Source organism: Rhodococcus sp. 06-156-4 (genome assembly GCF_002259345.1).
Classification (GTDB): Bacteria; Actinomycetota; Actinomycetes; order Mycobacteriales; family Mycobacteriaceae; genus Rhodococcoides; species Rhodococcoides fascians_E.
In genome coordinates, this window is record NZ_NPGB01000039.1 from 79,908 (window position 1) to 97,590 (window position 17,683).

General features: G+C 64.9%; 16 protein-coding genes. 9 read left to right on the plus strand and 7 right to left on the minus strand.

The genetic code is table 11. The features are described 5' to 3' along the window. Positions 1-36: 36 nt before the first annotated feature. Positions 37-3,870, plus strand: coding sequence for a multifunctional oxoglutarate decarboxylase/oxoglutarate dehydrogenase thiamine pyrophosphate-binding subunit/dihydrolipoyllysine-residue succinyltransferase subunit (locus CH290_RS29100; RefSeq protein WP_080733888.1), 3,834 nt, complete (start codon positions 37-39; stop codon positions 3,868-3,870). 159 nt (positions 3,871-4,029) lie between these two features. Here the strand turns inward: CH290_RS29100 and CH290_RS29105 are convergent, their stop codons facing one another. Further along, positions 4,030-4,665, minus strand: coding sequence for a TetR/AcrR family transcriptional regulator (locus CH290_RS29105; protein ID WP_019665351.1), 636 nt, complete (start codon positions 4,663-4,665; stop codon positions 4,030-4,032). A gap of 69 nt (positions 4,666-4,734) precedes the next feature. Here CH290_RS29105 and CH290_RS29110 point away from each other — a divergent pair, with 69 nt between their 5' ends. Genes CH290_RS29110 through CH290_RS29120 form a run of 3 tightly spaced genes read left to right on the plus strand, consistent with a single transcriptional unit; the run spans position 4,735 to position 8,073 of the window. After that, on the plus strand, positions 4,735-6,300 hold the full coding sequence (locus CH290_RS29110; protein WP_027499051.1) for a flavin-containing monooxygenase: 1,566 nt from the start codon (positions 4,735-4,737) through the stop codon (positions 6,298-6,300). After that, complete coding sequence (locus CH290_RS29115) at positions 6,297-7,130, plus strand: SDR family NAD(P)-dependent oxidoreductase (RefSeq protein ID WP_019665353.1); 834 nt, start codon at positions 6,297-6,299, stop codon at positions 7,128-7,130. Before CH290_RS29110 ends, CH290_RS29115 begins: the two co-directional genes overlap by 4 nt. 4 nt (positions 7,131-7,134) lie before the next feature. Next, positions 7,135-8,073 (plus strand): alpha/beta hydrolase, encoded by a 939-nt coding sequence (locus tag CH290_RS29120; RefSeq protein WP_019665354.1) that lies wholly within the window; start codon positions 7,135-7,137, stop codon positions 8,071-8,073. On the opposite strand, the gene CH290_RS29125 is transcribed toward CH290_RS29120, so the two are convergent. Then, complete coding sequence (locus CH290_RS29125) at positions 8,029-8,916, minus strand: glycine betaine ABC transporter substrate-binding protein (protein WP_033188067.1); 888 nt, start codon at positions 8,914-8,916, stop codon at positions 8,029-8,031. The two genes, CH290_RS29120 and CH290_RS29125, sit on opposite strands and share 45 nt — an antisense overlap. 176 nt (positions 8,917-9,092) lie before the next feature. On the opposite strand from CH290_RS29125, the gene CH290_RS29130 reads away from it, so the two are divergent. From CH290_RS29130 to CH290_RS29145, 4 genes are read left to right on the plus strand one after another with little or no spacing between them, the layout of a single operon-like run. Beyond that, positions 9,093-10,058, plus strand: a complete 966-nt coding sequence (locus CH290_RS29130) for an ABC transporter substrate-binding protein (protein ID WP_170947450.1) — start codon at positions 9,093-9,095, stop codon at positions 10,056-10,058. Between the two features lie 12 nt (positions 10,059-10,070). Next, positions 10,071-11,240, plus strand: a complete 1,170-nt coding sequence (locus CH290_RS29135) for an ABC transporter ATP-binding protein (RefSeq protein WP_019665357.1) — start codon at positions 10,071-10,073, stop codon at positions 11,238-11,240. Then, entirely contained in the window at positions 11,240-11,905 is a 666-nt protein-coding gene (locus CH290_RS29140; protein WP_019665358.1) for an ABC transporter permease, read from the plus strand. Before CH290_RS29135 ends, CH290_RS29140 begins: the two co-directional genes overlap by 1 nt. Further along, positions 11,902-12,600, plus strand: coding sequence for an ABC transporter permease (locus CH290_RS29145; RefSeq protein WP_033188066.1), 699 nt, complete (start codon positions 11,902-11,904; stop codon positions 12,598-12,600). Before CH290_RS29140 ends, CH290_RS29145 begins: the two co-directional genes overlap by 4 nt. A gap of 31 nt (positions 12,601-12,631) precedes the next feature. Here the strand turns inward: CH290_RS29145 and CH290_RS29150 are convergent, their stop codons facing one another. From CH290_RS29150 to CH290_RS29165, 4 genes are all read right to left on the minus strand, one after another. Continuing rightward, positions 12,632-13,828: an NAD(P)-dependent malic enzyme gene (locus CH290_RS29150; protein ID WP_020113101.1), complete on the minus strand. Its 1,197-nt coding sequence runs from the start codon at positions 13,826-13,828 to the stop codon at positions 12,632-12,634. Positions 13,829-14,195: 367 nt separating this feature from the next. Continuing rightward, positions 14,196-14,444, minus strand: coding sequence for a hypothetical protein (locus CH290_RS29155; RefSeq protein ID WP_019665361.1), 249 nt, complete (start codon positions 14,442-14,444; stop codon positions 14,196-14,198). Between the two features lie 16 nt (positions 14,445-14,460). Then, positions 14,461-15,075, minus strand: a complete 615-nt coding sequence (locus CH290_RS29160; protein ID WP_019665362.1) for a MarC family protein — start codon at positions 15,073-15,075, stop codon at positions 14,461-14,463. Beyond that, a complete protein-coding gene (locus CH290_RS29165) occupies positions 15,072-15,923 on the minus strand; it encodes a PHP domain-containing protein (protein WP_020113102.1) in 852 nt (283 codons plus the stop codon). The genes CH290_RS29160 and CH290_RS29165 overlap by 4 nt, the downstream gene beginning before the upstream one ends. Positions 15,924-15,980: 57 nt before the next feature. On the opposite strand from CH290_RS29165, the gene CH290_RS29170 reads away from it, so the two are divergent. Continuing rightward, positions 15,981-17,078 carry a magnesium and cobalt transport protein CorA gene (locus tag CH290_RS29170; protein ID WP_094620716.1) on the plus strand — a complete coding sequence of 366 codons (1,098 nt, stop codon included), beginning with the start codon at positions 15,981-15,983 and terminating at the stop codon, positions 17,076-17,078. On the opposite strand, the gene CH290_RS29175 is transcribed toward CH290_RS29170, so the two are convergent. Further along, on the minus strand, positions 17,075-17,671 hold the full coding sequence (locus CH290_RS29175; protein WP_019665365.1) for a suppressor of fused domain protein: 597 nt from the start codon (positions 17,669-17,671) through the stop codon (positions 17,075-17,077). The two genes, CH290_RS29170 and CH290_RS29175, sit on opposite strands and share 4 nt — an antisense overlap. Positions 17,672-17,683 lie beyond the last annotated feature (12 nt).

Below are 17,683 nucleotides of genomic sequence, written 5' to 3' on the forward strand. Positions count from 1 at the left end.
CGGGAACGAAGAGAAGAAGCGAGGCGAACTACTGCCGTGAGCAGCAGCTCCACTACCCAATTCGGACAAAATCAATGGCTGGTCGACGAGATGTACCAGCGATTCAAGGACGACCCGTCATCGGTCGACGCAAGCTGGCACGAATTCCTCACCGACTACGACCCGGACGCGCCGGCAGGTGACGAGGCCGCGCCGGTTCCGAACGGAAGTGCAGGAAGCGGCTCGGCGAGCTCCGGGAAGTCGACGAGCTCCAGCAGCTCCAACGGCACGAGCTCCAACGGCAACGGTGCGCCCACGAAGTCCGAGGCCCCGGCAGCGAAGGCTGCGCCCAAGGCCCCGGCAGCCAAGGCCGACGCCCCGAAATCCGCAACGCCGAAGGCAGCTGCCGAGAAGCCTGCGCCCACCGCGAAGCCCGCGACCTCCAAGGCGGCAGGTGCGGCACCGTCCGCTCCCGCAGCCAAGCCCGCTGCAGCCGCCCCCGCGGCCGAGGCATCGTCCAAGGTCCTCCGCGGCGCCGCTGCTGCCGTCGCGAAGAACATGTCGGCCTCACTGCAGATCCCCACGGCGACCAGCGTCCGCGCTATCCCGGCCAAGCTCATGGTCGACAACCGCCTCGTGATCAACAACCACCTCGCACGCACGCGGGGCGGAAAGATCTCGTTCACGCACCTCCTCGGCTACGCCATCGTGCAGGCCGTCAAGGCGTTCCCCAACATGAACCGGCACTTCGCCGAGGTCGACGGCAAGCCCAACGCAGTCACCCCGGCGTCGACCAACCTCGGCCTCGCGATCGACCTGCCCGGCAAGGACGGAAACCGCTCCCTCGTCGTCGCCGCCATCAAGAACACGAACGAGCACTCGTTCACGCAGTTCTACAACGCCTACGAGGACATCGTCCGGCGTGCCCGTGACGGCAAGCTCACCGGCGACGACTTCCAGGGCGTCACGATCTCGCTGACCAACCCCGGCGGCATCGGAACCGTGCACTCCGTTCCTCGCCTGATGAACGGCCAGGGCGCCATCATCGGCGCAGGAGCCATGGAGTACCCCGCCGAGTTCCAGGGCTCGTCCGACGAGCGCCTCGCGGAACTGGGCGTCGGCAAGCTCATGACGCTGACCTCGACGTACGACCACCGCATCATCCAGGGTGCAGAGTCCGGCGACTTCCTCCGCACGATCCACAACCTGCTGATCAGCGACGAGTTCTACGACGAGATCTTCCATTCGCTGAAGATCCCGTACGAGCCCATCCGCTGGCGCAAGGATCTGCCCGAGGGCACCGTCGACAAGAACACCCGCGTTCTCGAGCTCATCGCGGCGTACCGGAACCGCGGTCACCTGATGGCCGACACGGATCCGTTGCAGTTCACCAAGGACAAGTTCCGGATGCACCCGGACCTCGACGTGATCAGCCACGACCTGACGCTGTGGGACCTCGACCGTGAATTCAAGGTCGGCGGATTCCACGGCAAGGACAAGATGAAGCTGCGGGACGTGCTGAGCGTTCTGCGCGACTCGTACTGCCGCCACGTCGGCGTCGAGTACACCCACATCCTCGAGACCGACCAGGTTGCCTGGCTGCAGGAGCGCGTCGAGGCCACGCACGTCAAACCGACTGTGGCACAGCAGAAGTACATCCTGAGCAAGCTCAATGCCGCCGAGGCATTCGAGACCTTCCTGCAGACCAAGTACGTCGGCCAGAAGCGATTCTCGCTCGAAGGCGCCGAGTCCGTCATCCCGATGATGGACGCCGTCATCGACCAGAGCGCCGAGCACGCCCTCGACGAGGTCGTCATCGGTATGCCGCACCGCGGTCGACTGAACGTGCTGGCCAACATCGTCGGCAAGCCGTACTCGAAGATCTTCACCGAGTTCGAGGGCAACATGAACCCGGCAGCCGCACACGGCTCCGGCGACGTGAAGTACCACCTCGGCGCCGAAGGCACCTACATCCAGATGTTCGGCGAGAACGACATCGCCGTGTCGCTGACCGCGAACCCGTCGCACCTCGAGGCCGTCGACCCGGTCCTCGAAGGCCTCGTTCGCGCCAAGCAGGACCTTCTGGACAAGGGACCGGGCGAAGGTGGCTTCTCGGTTCTGCCGCTCATGCTCCACGGCGACGCGGCCTTCGCAGGCCAAGGCGTCGTGGCCGAGACGCTGAACCTCGCACAGCTGCGCGGCTACCGCACCGGCGGCACCGTGCACATCGTCGTCAACAACCAGGTCGGCTTCACCACCGCACCCGAGCACTCCCGTTCCTCGGAGTACTGCACCGACGTGGCGAAGATGATCGGCGCGCCGATCTTCCACGTCAACGGCGACGACCCCGAGGCATGCGTCCGCGTTGCACAGCTCGCCGTCGACTTCCGCGAGAAGTTCAACAAGGACGTCGTCATCGACATGATCTGCTACCGCAGGCGTGGCCACAACGAGGGCGACGACCCGTCGATGACGCAGCCGGCGATGTACGACGTCATCGACACCAAGCGCAGCGTCCGCAAGAGCTACACCGAATCCCTCATCGGCCGCGGCGACATCTCCCTCAAGGAGGCAGAGGACGCGCTCCGCGACTACCAGGGACAGCTCGAGCGGGTGTTCAACGAGGTTCGCGAACTCGAGAAGTACAACCCCGAGCCCAGCGAATCGGTCGAACTCGACCAGCAGTTGCCGGCCAAGCTCACCACCGCCGTCGACAAGTCCATCCTGCACCGCATCGGCGATGCGTTCCTCGAGGTCCCCGAAGGCTTCAACGTGCACCCGCGCGTCAAGCCCGTGCTCGAGAAGCGTCGCGAGATGGCCTACGAAGGCAAGGTCGACTGGGCGTTCGGCGAGCTGCTCGCCCTCGGATCGCTCGTGGACGAAGGACGCAACGTCCGTTTCTCCGGCCAGGACACTCGCCGCGGAACGTTCACCCAGCGTCACTCGGTCATCATCGACCGCAAGACCGGCGCCGAGTACACCCCGCTGCACAACATCGGCAGCGAGAATCCCGGCAAGTTCATGGTCTACGACTCCGCGCTCAGCGAGTTCGCGGCCGTCGGCTTCGAGTACGGCTACTCCGTCGGCAACCCGGACGCACTCGTCCTGTGGGAAGCGCAGTTCGGTGACTTCGTCAACGGCGCGCAGTCCATCATCGACGAGTTCATCAGCTCCGGTGAAGCCAAGTGGGGACAGCTGTCCGACGTCGTGCTGCTCCTCCCGCACGGCCACGAAGGCCAGGGCCCGGACCATACGTCCGGCCGCATCGAGCGGTTCCTGACGCTGTGCGCCGAAGGATCGATGACCGTCTCGGTTCCGTCGACGCCTGCCAACTACTTCCACCTGCTGCGTCGCCACGCACGCGATGGAATCCGGCGTCCGCTCATCGTCTTCACCCCGAAGTCGATGCTGCGCAACAAGGCCGCTGTGTCCAACATCGAGGACTTCACCGACGGCAAGTTCCACTCGGTGTTCGACGAGCCGACCTACGAAACCGGAACCGGTGACCGTAGCAAGGTCAAGCGCGTCCTGATGGTCAGCGGCAAGCTCTACTACGAGCTGTTGGCACGCAAGCAGAAGGACAACCGCGACGACGTCGCCATCGTCCGCATCGAGCAGCTCTACCCGGTCCCGACCCGTCGGATCACCGAGGCCATCAAGAGCTACCCGAACGCAACGGAATTCCGTTGGGTCCAGGAAGAGCCTGCGAACCAGGGTGCATGGCCGTTCTTCGGCCTCGCATTCCCCGAGCTCATGCCCGACGTGCTCAGCAACATCAAGCGCGTCTCCCGCCGTGCAATGTCCGCACCGTCCTCGGGTTCGAGCAAGGTCCACGCCGTGGAGCAGCTCGAAATCATCGACGAAGCCTTCTCGGGCGTCGGCGAGGGATAGCCGACCCGCACCAGTTCGGAGCGAATGCGCCGTTCGGTCACCTCGAGTGACCGAACGGCGCATTCGTTTTTTCGGCCGCCAGTTTCGGCATCGGCATCGATGTCACATGACATTCGTCGTACGGCTGCCATGGCGCATTCATGCCGAACAGAGGGAGGTCTACTCAGCCCCGGTGCCGAGGAGGCTGGCGATCATGCTGGGCGCCAGGGCGACGGCGGGCAGTGCGCCGACGTTCAGTTCGATGAGTTCGTCTCGGCTGATGCGGGGGTCGCGGAGCCACGAGATGGTGGCTTCCTCGACGAAGGCGATCCATCCACGCACGGCGAGTTCGGTGGTGGGGTTGGCCTCGACGTGCAGTTTGTAGAGGTTGGCGATGGTGCGCTCGGCCATGGTGGTTCTGGTCTGCTCGAAGACGTCGCGCATGTCCGGGTCGCCGGTGGCGGAGCCGCGGAGTAGAGAGATGAAGGTTTCGCGGTTCTCGGTCACGTAGTCGACGTAGTTGGCGATGGAGTCGCGCAGGATCTGGTACGGGTCGAGGGTCATGTCCGGGGCGGTGCGCTCGAGCATGGTCTTGCTTGCTTCTCGCACGATGGCGAGGTGGAAGTCCTGCTTCGACGAGAAGTAGTGGAAGAGCAGGCCGCGGGACACTCCGGCCTGGTCGGCGATGTCCTCGACCGATACCTGTTCCAGCGGCCGGTCCGCGAGCATCTCCGTTCCCAGTTCGATCAGCTGGGCACGACGCTCCTGTGGACTCATACGCGTTCGCTTGGCAGCCGGGGTGTTCACACTGGACATGCAACCAGCTTACTGAATAGCAGTCAATAACTATTGACTCACACTCAATAAGCTCCTACTCTCTGTTTCATGAGTCTTTCCGTAACAGATAACTCGGAGCGCGTGACTGCCCCGCGCACGGTCGACACCCTCATCATCGGCAGCGGATTCGCAGGCCTCGGTGCAGCGATCAAGCTGTCCCAGAAGGGCAAGCACAATTTCCTCGTGCTCGAACGCGGCAGCGACGTCGGCGGCACCTGGCGCGACAACACCTACCCGGGCGCAGCCTGCGACGTGCCGTCGCACCTGTACTCGTACTCGTTCGCGCTGAACCCGGACTGGACCCGCTCCTTCTCCACTCAGCCCGAGATCCAGAAGTACATCTCGTCTGTAGCGCGGAAGTACAACGTGCTGGACAAGCACGTGTTCAACTCCGACGTCACCTCCGTGACCTGGAACGAGAGCACTCACCGCTGGGACGTCGTCGCGAGCACCGGCGAGTACACCGCAAAGGTGGTCGTGACGGCCGTCGGCGCCCTGTGCGAGCCGAACCTGCCGCCCATCGCAGGCATCGAGAGCTTCGAAGGCGACGTCTTCCACTCCGCACAGTGGAACCACGACGTCTCATTGGAAGGAAAGCGTGTCGCCGTCATCGGCACCGGTGCGTCGGCCATCCAGATCGTGCCCGCAATCGCCGGCAAGGTGAAGCACCTCGACGTGTACCAACGCACCGCGCCGTGGATCCTTCCCCGGTTCGACCGCGAGTACACCGCACTCGAGAAGTTCGCCTTCAAGCGCATCCCCGGATTCCAGCGACTGTCCCGCACCGGCATCTACGCGGCACGCGAGACGCAGGTCGTCGGTCTCGCGAAGAAGCCCGCGCTGATGCGCATCTTCGAGCTCATCGCCAAGCAGCAGATCAACAAGGGCATCAAGGACAAGGCGCTCCGCAAGAAGGTCACGCCGAACTTCCGAATCGGCTGCAAGCGCATGCTCATCTCGAACGCCTACTACCCCGCGCTGGACCGCCCGAACGTCGACCTCGTCACCGACGGCATCGCCGAGGTCAAGGCGCACTCGATCGTCTCCGCGGACGGCACGGAGCGCGAGATCGACGCACTCGTCGTGGCAACGGGATTCCATGTCACGGATTCGCCCGCCTACCAGGGGATCTACGGCAAGGGCGGCAAGACCCTCGCGCAGACCTTCGAAGAGGAAGGCCAGCAAGGCTACAAGGGGGCCGCTGTCGCGAACTTCCCCAACATGTTCTTCCTCGTCGGGCCCAACACAGGTCTCGGCCACACCTCGATGGTCTTCATGATCGAGTCGCAGCTCAACTACGTCGTCGACGCCCTGGACACCATCGAGAAGCACGACATCGGTGTCATCGAGGTCCGCAAGGACATCCAGGACGACTACAACGCCGACCTGCAGGACCGCATGGCGGACAGCGTCTGGATGAACGGCGGCTGCGCCAGCTGGTACCTCGACAAGCACGGGAACAACACGACGCTGTGGCCGGACTTCACCTTCCGCTTCCGCGCCATCACCCGTAAATTCGATCTGGCGGCCTACCGAAGCGTCGCAGCATCCGATCTGCCCGCTCCCGCCGTGGGCACCGTGAACGACTCCGACATCGAGGTAGCAGCGAAGTGACCACCACATTCACCGGCAAGGTTGCCGTCGTCACCGGCGCGGGATCGGGTATCGGACGCGCCCTTGCGCTGAACCTGGCTCAGCGCGGAGCGAAACTCGCACTGTCCGACGTCGACGTGAACGGCCTGGCCGAGACCGTGCGACAGGTCGAGGCACTCGGCGGCGAGGTCGAATCACAGTTCCTCGACGTCACCCAGCGGGAAACCGTGATCGAGTACGCCGAGACCGTCAAGACACGCTTCGGCAAGATCAACCAGATCTACAACAACGCAGGCATCGCGTACCACGGTGACGTCGAGCAGTCCTCGTTCAAGGACATCGAACGCATCGTCGACGTGGATTTCTGGGGCGTCGTCAACGGCACCAAAGCCTTCATCCCGCACCTGCAGGAATCCGGCGACGGTCACATCGTCAACATCTCCAGCCTCTTCGGGCTGCTCGCGATGCCGTCGCAGGCCGCCTACAACGCGGCGAAGTTCGCCGTCCGCGGTTTCAGTGAAGCGCTGCGGATGGAACTGCTGATCTCCAAGGCCCCCGTCAAGATGACCGTCGTGCACCCCGGTGGCATCAAGACCGCCATCGCGCGCAACGCCACGGTTGCCGAGAACTACGACCAGCAGTCGGTCGCGAAGTTCTTCGACGCGAAACTCGCCAAGACAACACCCGATCAGGCCGCGAAGACGATCCTCAAAGGCGTCGAGAAGGGCAAGGGCCGCGTACTCATCGGATCCGACGCCATCGCGTTGGACCTGTTCCAGCGGATCACCGGGTCGAAGTACCAGCGAGTGGTCGCCACCATCGCCAACCGCGTCATGCCCAGGAAGAAGTAGGACGATGAAGTCCTTCTACCTGCCGCTTCCGCTGGTCGCCGCCGCACTGAAACCGTTCTACCGCTTGGCCCTCGACGCCAGGTTGCCGGTGTCGGTGCAGCGACGGATCCTCGATCTGGCTTCTCCGCTGCAGACCATGCCCGACGGCGCCGTCAGCCTGAAGACGACGCTTGCCGGCCGACCCGCCGAGCGGATCACCGTCGGAGCAACCGAGCGCGATACTGCGATTCTGTATCTGCACGGCGGCGCGTACACCATCGGATCCATCTCGACGCACCGTTCGCTCGCTGCCCACCTGGCGCGCGAATCGGCCAGTGCCGTGTACGTTCTCGACTATCGCCTGGCGCCCGAGAACCCCTATCCCGCCGGCCTGAACGACGCCGTCGCGGCGTTCCGCGAACTCGTCAAGGCACACGGATACACGCCGGACAGGATTGCCATCGCCGGCGATTCCGCGGGCGGCGGGCTGACCGTCGCGACGGCCCGGCATCTCGTCGACGACGGTGTGAAACCGGCTGCGCTGGGCCTCATCTCGCCGTGGGTGGATCCGGGTGCTCGCGACGCGCCGTTCCCCCGGGACATCGTCGTCAACACCGCTTGGTCCTTCGCGGCCGCGGAAGCGTACCTGGGCGACGGGGATCCACTCGATCAGGGCTTCGCGCCGTTGCACGGAGACCTGTCCGGACTTCCGCCCATCGTCATGCACGTCGGCAAGGCCGAGGTGCTCTACTCGCAGATCGTGGATTTTCACGATCGGCTACTGACGCAGGGCAACGAGGTCGAGTACGTAGAGTACGAGAAGCTGTGGCACGTCGCGCATCTGCAGACCTCGATACTGCGCGAGGCCGCCGAGGCGACTCACCACCTCGGTGCTTTCCTCGGGGCGCGTCTGCGATCGTCAGAGGTTGTGCTCGCCGAGCCAACGAGCAGCGACATCGCCTGATTCTCCGCCACTGCGGACCTCGCCGATCATGTCGGCGAGGTCCGCTGTGGTCAGTTCGCCCGCAACGACACTCAACGTCGCTGTCGCGGCATCGTTCAACGTCCCCGTGCGCATCAACGGCACGACGTTCTCCGCGCTGAACGCCGACTGTTCGTCCTCGAGGGTCAGCAGATTCGCCGCCGCCGGGCCGAGCGATGCCGTTCTGAACACCAACGCTCCGATCTCGCCGGACTCGAGTGCGGCTGTCGCAGCGTCTGCATCGACGTAGACGGCGATGTCCTCGAACACAGATCCTGTTCCGCTAGGAACCAGCCGCATGGCGACCTCCATCGGGTCCGGGTCGGGCGGATCACCGACGACACCCCACGTCGCCCTACCGCGGTTGTCCACGAATTCCGAGACTGTCGTCAGTTCGGCAAGCGGCCCGTCGGGCGCTACCGCGACAGCAATGCGGTCTTCCGCAAGCGCGTAGTCGCCCACAGACAACCCTTCCGGCAACGACCTGTTCAGGTCGACGAAGACATCCTCGGCGTCCGTCGACGTGGACGTCGAATCGAACGTACGCAGAAGTTCGCCCGTGAAATCCGGAACGAGCGAGACATCCCCGGCGTCGAGTGCGGCAAGGTAGTCACCGCGTTCTCCGAGACCGTCCGTCACCGACACGGTGACTCCGGCGGACCGAATCGCTCCCGCGTAGATCTCGGCCAGCAGTTCACTCGTCGTGTCGTCTCCGCGACCGACCACCACCGACGACGCGTCCGTCGGCTCGGCCACGGCGCTGCATGCGGTGACCACCGACGCCAGGACGAGGGAGCCGACCAGCCGGTTGCCGAACGCACGCACGAGAGAGATCTCCGTTCGAGGAGTAGTTGTCGGTGGTCTGGTTTAACGTTTCGCACGCTGGGAACAGAGCCCTGCGAGAGAAATACTCCGGACAACCTTATGGCTAGACTCGCTCGAAGCACCATCCCGCATGCTCGGACAGCTCTGGAACAGGCTGAACGCGACGGCTGGACACGATGGAAGGATTCCTTGTGAAGATCACCCGAACTGCGCGCGCTGTCGCGGCCCTGTCGGTAGCGGCCCTCGCTCTCACTGCATGCGGCGGCGAGGACTCCGATCCGTTGTCCTCGGGCGGAGGTGACACCAATTCCGACCCCAATTCCATCGTGGTCGGATCGGCGAACTTCACCGAGTCGGAGATCATCGCCAACATCTACGCCGAGGTGCTGAAGGTCAACGGCTTCGACGTCAGCACAACCCTGAACATCGGCAGCCGTGAGGCGTACATCCCGGCACTGAAGGACGGCTCCATCGACGTGATCCCGGACTACACCGGTAACTTGCTGCAGTACCTCGATCCCGAGGCCACGGCAACGTCGGCGGACGACGTGGAAGCTGCGCTCCCTGACGCGTTGGGCTCGGACCTCGTCGTCGCAGACCCGGCGTCGGCGGAGGACAAGGATTCCATCGTCGTGACGAGGGAGACCGCCGACCGGTGGAATCTGACGTCCATCGCGGACCTCGCCCCCTACTCCGGTGAGATCAAGTTGGGTGCACCTCCCGAGTTCGCCGAGCGCACCTACGGCCTCCCCGGGCTGAGCGAGAACTACGGCGTGAACATCGATCCGGCCAACTTCGTGCCGCTGTCCGACGGTGGTGGCCCGGCCACGGTCCGCGCGCTGACCTCCGGCGAGGTCACGGCCGCCGACATCTTCTCCACATCCGCGTCGATCGCCGAGAACAACCTCGTCGTCCTCGAGGATCCGGAGTTCAACTTCGCCGCGCAGAACGTCATTCCCGTCATCAACGCGGGCAAGACGTCGGACAAGCTGACGTCGGTGCTGAACGCCATCTCGGACAAGCTGACCACCGAGGAACTGCTGGCGCTCAACCAGTCCGTATCCGGTGAGTCGAAGACAGAGCCTGCTGCTGCCGCACAGCAGTGGGTCACCGCACAGGGACTGGATACTCCGGTCTCCTAGAGAGAGCCGCACGTGATCACATTCGAGAACGTCACCAAGCGATACCCGGAAGCCGGGGGTCGTTCCGCAGGCTCCACTCTCAGCGGCACCACCGCGGTCGATTCGCTGAATCTGAACATCGAGGCCGAATCGTTCACGGTGTTCGTCGGGCCGTCGGGCTGCGGCAAGACGACGTCCATGCGGATGATCAACCGCATGATCACCCCGACGTCCGGGGTGATCACGGTGAACGGGAAGAACATCGCCGAGTCCGACGCGGTGAAGCTGCGGCGCGGTATCGGATACGTCATCCAGAGTGCGGGTCTGCTCCCCCACCGGACCGTCGTCGACAACGTCGCGACGGTCCCGGTGTTGCGGGGCACGTCGCGCCGCGCTGCACGAACCGCCGCACTGGGTGTCCTCGAACGTGTGGGGCTCGACCCTGCTTTCGCCGACCGCTATCCGGCTCAGCTGTCCGGTGGGCAGCAGCAGCGAGTCGGTGTCGCCCGTGCACTGGCTGCGGACCCACCCATCCTGTTGATGGACGAGCCGTTCAGCGCCGTCGATCCGGTCGTTCGCGAGGACCTGCAGACCGAAATGCTCCGGCTGCAGGCCGAGCTGAAGAAGACGATCGTGTTCGTCACCCACGACATCGACGAGGCCGTACGCCTCGGGGACCGTATCGCCGTCTTCGGGACGGGAGGCAGGCTTCAGCAGTACGACCGGCCGGAGGTCGTACTCTCTTCACCCGCAACGGATTTCGTGGCCTCGTTCGTCGGACGCGATCGCGGCTACCGCGGATTGTCCTTCCGCAGCGCCGACGCCGTTCCCGTGCACGACATCGACACCTCTCCGGTCGAGAAACTCGACGGCCTCCGGCTCGAGCAGGGCCAGTGGGTTCTCGTCGTCACGGCCGATCGTGCGCCGCTGGGTTGGATCGACGTCACCGGTGTCGAGGGCATCCGCGCCGGGCGCAGTGTTCAGGAAAGCACCGCGGCAGGCGGGTCGCTGTTCACCGTCGGAGGTGACCTCCGACAGGCGCTGGACGCAGCCATTTCGTCTCCGTCCGGAATCGGTGTCGCTGTGGACGAGTCGGGTGCGGTCGTCGGCAGTCTCGACGGCTCGGAAATTCTCGAGCATCTGGCGGCACAACGCCGCGCCGAGGACGAGGCGCGCAACGAGCACCACTTCGGGTCGCTCTGATGCGTTGGCTCGTCGACAATTTCGACGTCGTTCTCGACCTGACCAAGACTCATCTGTACCTGTCCTTGGTCCCCCTGCTCATCGGACTCGCAATCGCGGTCCCCGTCGGCACTCTGGTTCGCAACGTCTCGTGGATCCGCCGAATCACGTTGACGGTGGCCAGCATCGCGTTCACCATCCCGTCGCTCGCCTTGTTCGTGACCATCCCAGCCATCCTCGGCACCAGGATTCTCGACGAGATCAACGTCGTCATCGCTCTCGCCGTGTACTCCACCGCGCTCCTGATCAGAGTGGTCCCCGAAGCACTCGATTCGGTGCCGTTCGCCGTCGTCGACTCCGCGCAGGCGATGGGCTACACCTCGTTGCGCCGCGCGATCGGAGTGGAACTGCCACTGGCACTTCCGGTTCTCGTGGCAGGCATCCGCGTTGTCGCCGTCACCAACATCTCGCTCGTCTCCGTCGGTTCGGTCATCGGCATCGGCGGTCTCGGCCAGTTGTTCACCCAGGGGTACCAGCGTGACTACCCGGATCAGATCGTCGCGGGGATCATCTCCATCGTGTTCCTGGCGCTGATCTTCGACGCTGCGCTGTATCTGCTGGGGCGTCGACTGACGCCGTGGACCCGTATCGGAACGTCGGCAGGCAAGAAGCGAGCACGGGCATGAACATCTTCACCGACGCCTTCGCGTACATGACCGACCCGGCGAACTGGGAGGGCAGCACCGGAATCGGCGCACGGATCCTCGAACACATCTGGTACAGCTTCATCGCCGTCGTCGTCTCCTCCGCGATCGCAGTACCCGTCGGGCTGCTGATCGGGCACTTGCGCCGCGGCGAGGTGCTGATCGTCGGACTCGTCAACGCCCTTCGTTCGCTTCCGACGCTCGGCGTGCTCGTGTTCCTCGTGCTGCTCATCGGTCTCGGGCTCGTTCCACCGATCATCGCCCTTGTCCTACTGGGCATTCCGCCGATGCTCGCCGGAACGTATGCCGGAGTGGCGAACGTGAACGCAGACGTCGTCGATGCAGCACGCGCTATGGGCATGACCGAATTGCAAGTGTTGTTCCGAGTCGAGATCCCCAACGCGATGCCCTTGATTCTCGGCGGTCTTCGGAACACCACCCTGCAGGTCATCGCTACCGCGACCGTCGCGGCCTACGTCAACCTCGGCGGGCTCGGCCGCTACATCTTCGACGGTCTGGCGCTCTACAGTTACGACCGAGTTCTCGTCGGCGCCATCCTGGTTGCCGTGCTCGCACTCGTCGTCGACGGCCTCCTCGCCCTCGCGGTGTACGCGTCCGTGCCCGGCACCGGCCGGCTGACCCTACGCAGGAAAGCGCCCCGAACCACAGCCAGGTGAGGCGTGATTCGGGGCGCTTCGTTTCCCTGTCCTACGCGACACCCTCGGCTCGCGCTGCTGCCGCAACTGCGTCCGCAACGGCCGGGGCGACGCGAGGGTCGAGCGGGCTGGGCACGATTTTGTCCGCAGCCAGCTCGTCGCCGAGTACCGAGAGGATTGCCTCGGCGGCGGCGAGTTTCATGCCTTCGGTGATCCGTCGCGCTCCGGCGTCGAGTGCGCCTCTGAACACGCCGGGGAAGGCGAGCACATTGTTGATCTGATTGGGAAAGTCGCTGCGACCGGTCGCGACGATCGACGCGTACAGCGCAGCCCGTTCCGGATGAATCTCGGGGTCGGGGTTCGACAATGCAAAGACGATGGAGTGCGGCGCCATCGACGCGATGTAGCTCTCGTCGATCTTGCCCGCAGAGACCCCGAGGAACACGTCCGCGCCGACGAGCGCATCCCCTGCCCCACCGGACAGTCCACGCGGGTTGGTGCGTGCAGCGAGATCGACCTTGACGGCGTTCAGGTCACCGCGGTCGGCGGAGACGATGCCTCTGGAGTCCAGCACCACGACATCCGAGATACCCGCTGCGAGAAAGATGTTGGCACATGCGACTCCAGCGGCGCCCGCTCCGGAGATCACGATCTTCAGTTCGGAGGTACGTCGGCCCTGGAACTTCGCGGCGCCGTTGAGTGCTGCGAGCGCCACGATGGCGGTGCCGTGCTGGTCGTCGTGCATCACCGGGCAGTCGAGAGCCTCGACGACCCGCTTCTCGATCTCGAAGCAGCGGGGCGCAGAAATGTCCTCCAGATTGACCGCACCGAAACTGTGGCGGAGCCGGACGATGGTGTCGACGATCTCGTCGACATCGTTCGTGTCGAGAACGATCGGGATGGAGTTGAGGCCGGCGAACCTTTTGAACAGCGCCGCCTTGCCTTCCATGACGGGAAGCGACGCGCGTGGTCCGATGTCGCCGAGTCCGAGAACAGCCGATCCGTCGGTGATGACGGCGACGAGACGGTCGGTCCACGTGTACTGCTTCGCCAGCGAGGCGTCGGACGCGATCGCGCGGCTGACCTGCGCGACGCCGGGCGTGTAAGCGATGGACAAGTCCCGCTGCGTGTCCAACGGCGCAGTCAGTTCGACCGAGAGTTTTCCGCCGACGTGGCCGAGAAAGATGTCCTCGTCGGTGATGGCGGTCGGGTCGATGGCGTTGTCGATGGATTCGGTCACAGCAGTCACGTTAGTTGCCCCAGTCACGTAAAGACGCGTAAAAGCGTCGGGAAATCACGAAGATGGCGTGAGGCGGGTGACGCCGTCGCAGACAAGAGCCGGGCGCTGTGGCACCGCAGGCTGCACTGGTCGGTCAGTCTGCCACCGGGACCGCGTGATGCGCAAACATCCCTGCCGTCGACTGCGGTCCAGGACGGACTGAGCCCGCGGCGTCAGCCCCACCCGCGAGCGGAGCCTGCGGAGTGAGCCTGCGTCAGCCCCACCCGCGAGCGGAGCCTGCGGAGTGAGCCCGCGTCAGCCCCACCCGCGAGCGGAGCCTGCGGAGTGAGCCCGCGTCAGCCCCACCCGCGAGCGGAGCCTGCGGAGTGAGCCCGCGTCAGCCCCACCACTGTGTCCACAGCAGGATGCCGGCGACGGCGAGGACCAGTAGTGATGCGATGACGGAGACGGCGCGGCGTCGGTGATCCGCGAAGTGTTGGATCACGACGGCGCCGATGGCTGCGGCGATGTGCGCGGCGACGGATACTGTTCCCGGGCCGGGGAATCCCCGTTGGCTGCCGAGATACTGTGCGCCGGCGACGACGACGGCCAGTACGACGAGGCCCGCGGTGACGGCCCCACTCAAACCTCGTAGCAAACCGTCAGCCTCCTGTGATGAATCCGCGGACGGAGTCCGCGATGAGCTGGACCGCGATTGCGGCCAGCAGTAGACCTGCGATGCGGGCGAGCAGTGTGATGCCGCCTTCGCCGAGGATGCGGATGAGGACGGTCGAGAATCGGAGGACGAGGAAGAACACGAGGTGGATGGTCACGATTGCGAGTGCGACCGCGAGGAGGGATCCGACGTGTCCTTCGGCTTGGCTGACGTTGACGATCACGGCGGCGATTGCTCCCGGCCCGGCCATCAGTGGGGTTCCCAGAGGGACGAGTGCCACGTTGACGTCTTCGGCTTCGGCGCCGCCGCCGGCTCCGCGTCCGGTGAGCAGGGACAGCGCGATGATGAGCAGGAGCAGTCCTCCTGCGCCTTGCAGTGCGGGGATACCGATGTGCAGGTAGTTCAGGATGGCCTGGCCACCGATCGCGAACACGGTGATGACGGTGAGCGATACCGCCGGTGCCTGCCATGCGGCGCGGTTGCGTGCTTCCTTGCTCTTGCGTCCGACGAGGGAGAGGAACACCGGGATGGCACCGGGCGGGTCCATGATCACGAACAGGGTGATCAGGACGGTGAGGTAGAGGGTCGTGTCGAAGCTCACGACGGGACCGTCGACCCTGTCGCCGCGCGGAGGATGCGCTCGTACTGGTCCGGCGCGGTGGTGTGTTCTCCGAGCTTCAGGGGTTTGTTCGCTCCGTGGTAGTCCGACGATCCGGTCGCGATGATGCCGAGTTCGTCGGCGAGTTCGTGCATGAAGTGGGTGTCCGGCTCGTCGTGGTCGGCGTGGAAGACTTCGACGCCGCCGAGACCGTGCGGGACGAGTTCTCGGATGTGGTTCGGGTCGAGAATCCGTCCGCGTTTGCGTGCACGGGCGTGCGCGACGACGCTGACGCCCCCTGCCGCCGCGATCATCTCCACGGCCCGCTGGATCGGTGTGTCCACTTTGTCGACGTAGTACGGGCTGGTCGTCGACAGGTAGCCGTCGAACGCGTGCTGAACGCTGTCGACGGCGCCGAGGTCGACGAGGGCTCGGGCGAGGTGAGGCCTGCCTGCCGATTCGCCGGTGGCCGCGATGATGTCGTCGGGGACGATGCCTGGGATGTCAGCGGCTAGACGCTCGGCCATCAGCCGGATTCTGGCCGCTCGCTCCCCTCGAAGGCGGGCGAGTTCGTCGGCGAAGCTCGAGTCGTTCGGATCGAACAGGTAGGCCAGAAGATGCACCGGGACCGGCTTGCCGTCTTCCCCTCGGCCGACGCACGACATCTCCATACCGCGCACGACGGTCAGTCCGGTCGGGGCTGCATCGAGGGCCTCGTCCCACCCCGATGTGGTGTCGTGATCGGTCAGCGCGACGACGTCGAGTCCGGCGGTACGAGCGGCGCGGACCAGCTCCGCGGGAGTGTCGGTGCCGTCGGAGACCGAGGAGTGGGTGTGGAGGTCGATGCGCACGACAGCCAGTGTCTCAGGCGCACCGGGCGTTGGTATCGCAGGCGTACGATTCGCGCCATGCCGTCTCTACCTCCGAGGCCGTCGCTTCCGTCGCTCCACTCCCTGCGGCCGTCCAATCGTGGACAGGCAGCCGGACCGAAGGTTCCCGTACCCACCGCTCGCGCGATCGTCGATTGCGCGGTCTACGTCGACGGGCACCGGCTGCCGGGCAAGTACACGCATTCGGCGGCGGTAGCCGAGGTCCGCAAGCGAGGGGAAGGCTTCGTCTGGCTCGGTCTGCATGCCCCGGACGAGGGTCAGATGGACGGTGTCGCGCAGTGCTACGGCCTCCACGAACTGATGGTCGAGGACGCCGTCCACGCGCATCAGCGTCCCAAGTTGGAGCGCTACGACGACGTGTTGTTCCTCGTTCTGCGCACCATCAGCTACGTCGAACACGAATCGGTGACCACGGCCAACGAAATCGTCGAGAGCGGCGAGATCATGGTGTTCCTCGGACGGGACTTCGTCATCACCGTGCGCCACGGCGAGCATTCGGGGTTGTCCGGTGTGCGGCGAACGCTCGAGAACAATCCCGAGCAGCTGGCTCTGGGGCCGTCGGCCGTTCTGCACGCCGTCGCCGACCACGTCGTCGACGAATATCTCGAGGTCACCGGCTCGATCGAGCGAGATGTCGACGTCATGGAGGAAGAGGTCTTCTCGCCTCACCATCACGTACCGATCGAGAACATCTATCTGCTCAAGCGTGAGGTCGTCGAACTTCGACGATCCGTCACGCCGTTGTCGACGCCGTTGAATCAGCTGGCGCAGAGCTCGGAGAATCCTGTCCCCAAAGCGGTACGACGCTACCTGCGCGACGTGCAGGACCATCACACTCTGGTCGCGGAACGGGTAGCGGAGTTCGACGAGGTTCTGAGCTCGCTCGTCGACGCCGCGCTGGCGCGGGTGACGATGCAGCAGAACATGGACATGCGCAAGATCTCGGCGTGGGTGGCCATCGCAGCCCTGCCGACGATGGTGGCCGGCATCTACGGGATGAACTTCGACAACATTCCCGAACTGCACTGGAAGTACGGGTATTACATCGTCGTCGCCGTGGTGGCCGTGGCCTGCGTGGGATTGTTCGCGACGTTCCGCAAGAACGACTGGCTCTAGAGCGTCACGGCGGACCGGCTCGGGTCACGGACGTCGATTCCCGCTTCCGTCCACGCGTCGCGCAGGGCCTCGGCGCCGCGCAGCCGAACCCACGCCGCCTCGGTGCCCGTGATCGGTACGACGTCGAGAAACTGGACCGGGTCGGCAGGCTCGGGCAGCTCGAGATCCTCGATGTCGCTGCGCCCGAGCAGTACCGCCGTGAACGGCGCACCCGCCCACAATGGTTCACCGAGATCCAGCAGGAGATCCTCGCGGAGCACGACACCCTCGACGGACGGCGTCGCGGCAAGCTTGGCCAGGTTCCGCAGGAAATCCTTGTCGATACCGTCGAACACTCTGGTGACGAGAATCAGCTCGGCGCGAGGACCGCGGGTGGCGTCGGCGATCATCTCGCTCGGATCCGACATCGGATACCTCGAACAACCGAGCGTCACGAACCGGGCGAACTCGTCGCGTCGCGGGAAGAACGTCAACACGTCCAACGATTCGAGACCGAGGAACGTCACCGAGAACGGCGTCGGCTTCTCGTCTCCGATCGCGGCAAGCAGATGACTGCGTACCCGAGCTATGACACTGTCGCTCACGAAGTCCATCCAACACCACCG

Coding starts and splice junctions, on each gene's coding strand:
- CH290_RS29145 (WP_033188066.1), top strand. CDS start 11,902: ATGAACATCTTCACCGACGCCTTCGCGTACATGACCGACCCGGCGAAC.
- CH290_RS29175 (WP_019665365.1), bottom strand. CDS start 17,671: ATGGACTTCGTGAGCGACAGTGTCATAGCTCGGGTACGCAGTCATCTG.
- CH290_RS29170 (WP_094620716.1), top strand. CDS start 15,981: ATGCCGTCTCTACCTCCGAGGCCGTCGCTTCCGTCGCTCCACTCCCTG.
- CH290_RS29140 (WP_019665358.1), top strand. CDS start 11,240: ATGCGTTGGCTCGTCGACAATTTCGACGTCGTTCTCGACCTGACCAAG.
- CH290_RS29105 (WP_019665351.1), bottom strand. CDS start 4,665: ATGTCCAGTGTGAACACCCCGGCTGCCAAGCGAACGCGTATGAGTCCA.
- CH290_RS29130 (WP_170947450.1), top strand. CDS start 9,093: ATGGAAGGATTCCTTGTGAAGATCACCCGAACTGCGCGCGCTGTCGCG.
- CH290_RS29120 (WP_019665354.1), top strand. CDS start 7,135: ATGAAGTCCTTCTACCTGCCGCTTCCGCTGGTCGCCGCCGCACTGAAA.
- CH290_RS29110 (WP_027499051.1), top strand. CDS start 4,735: ATGAGTCTTTCCGTAACAGATAACTCGGAGCGCGTGACTGCCCCGCGC.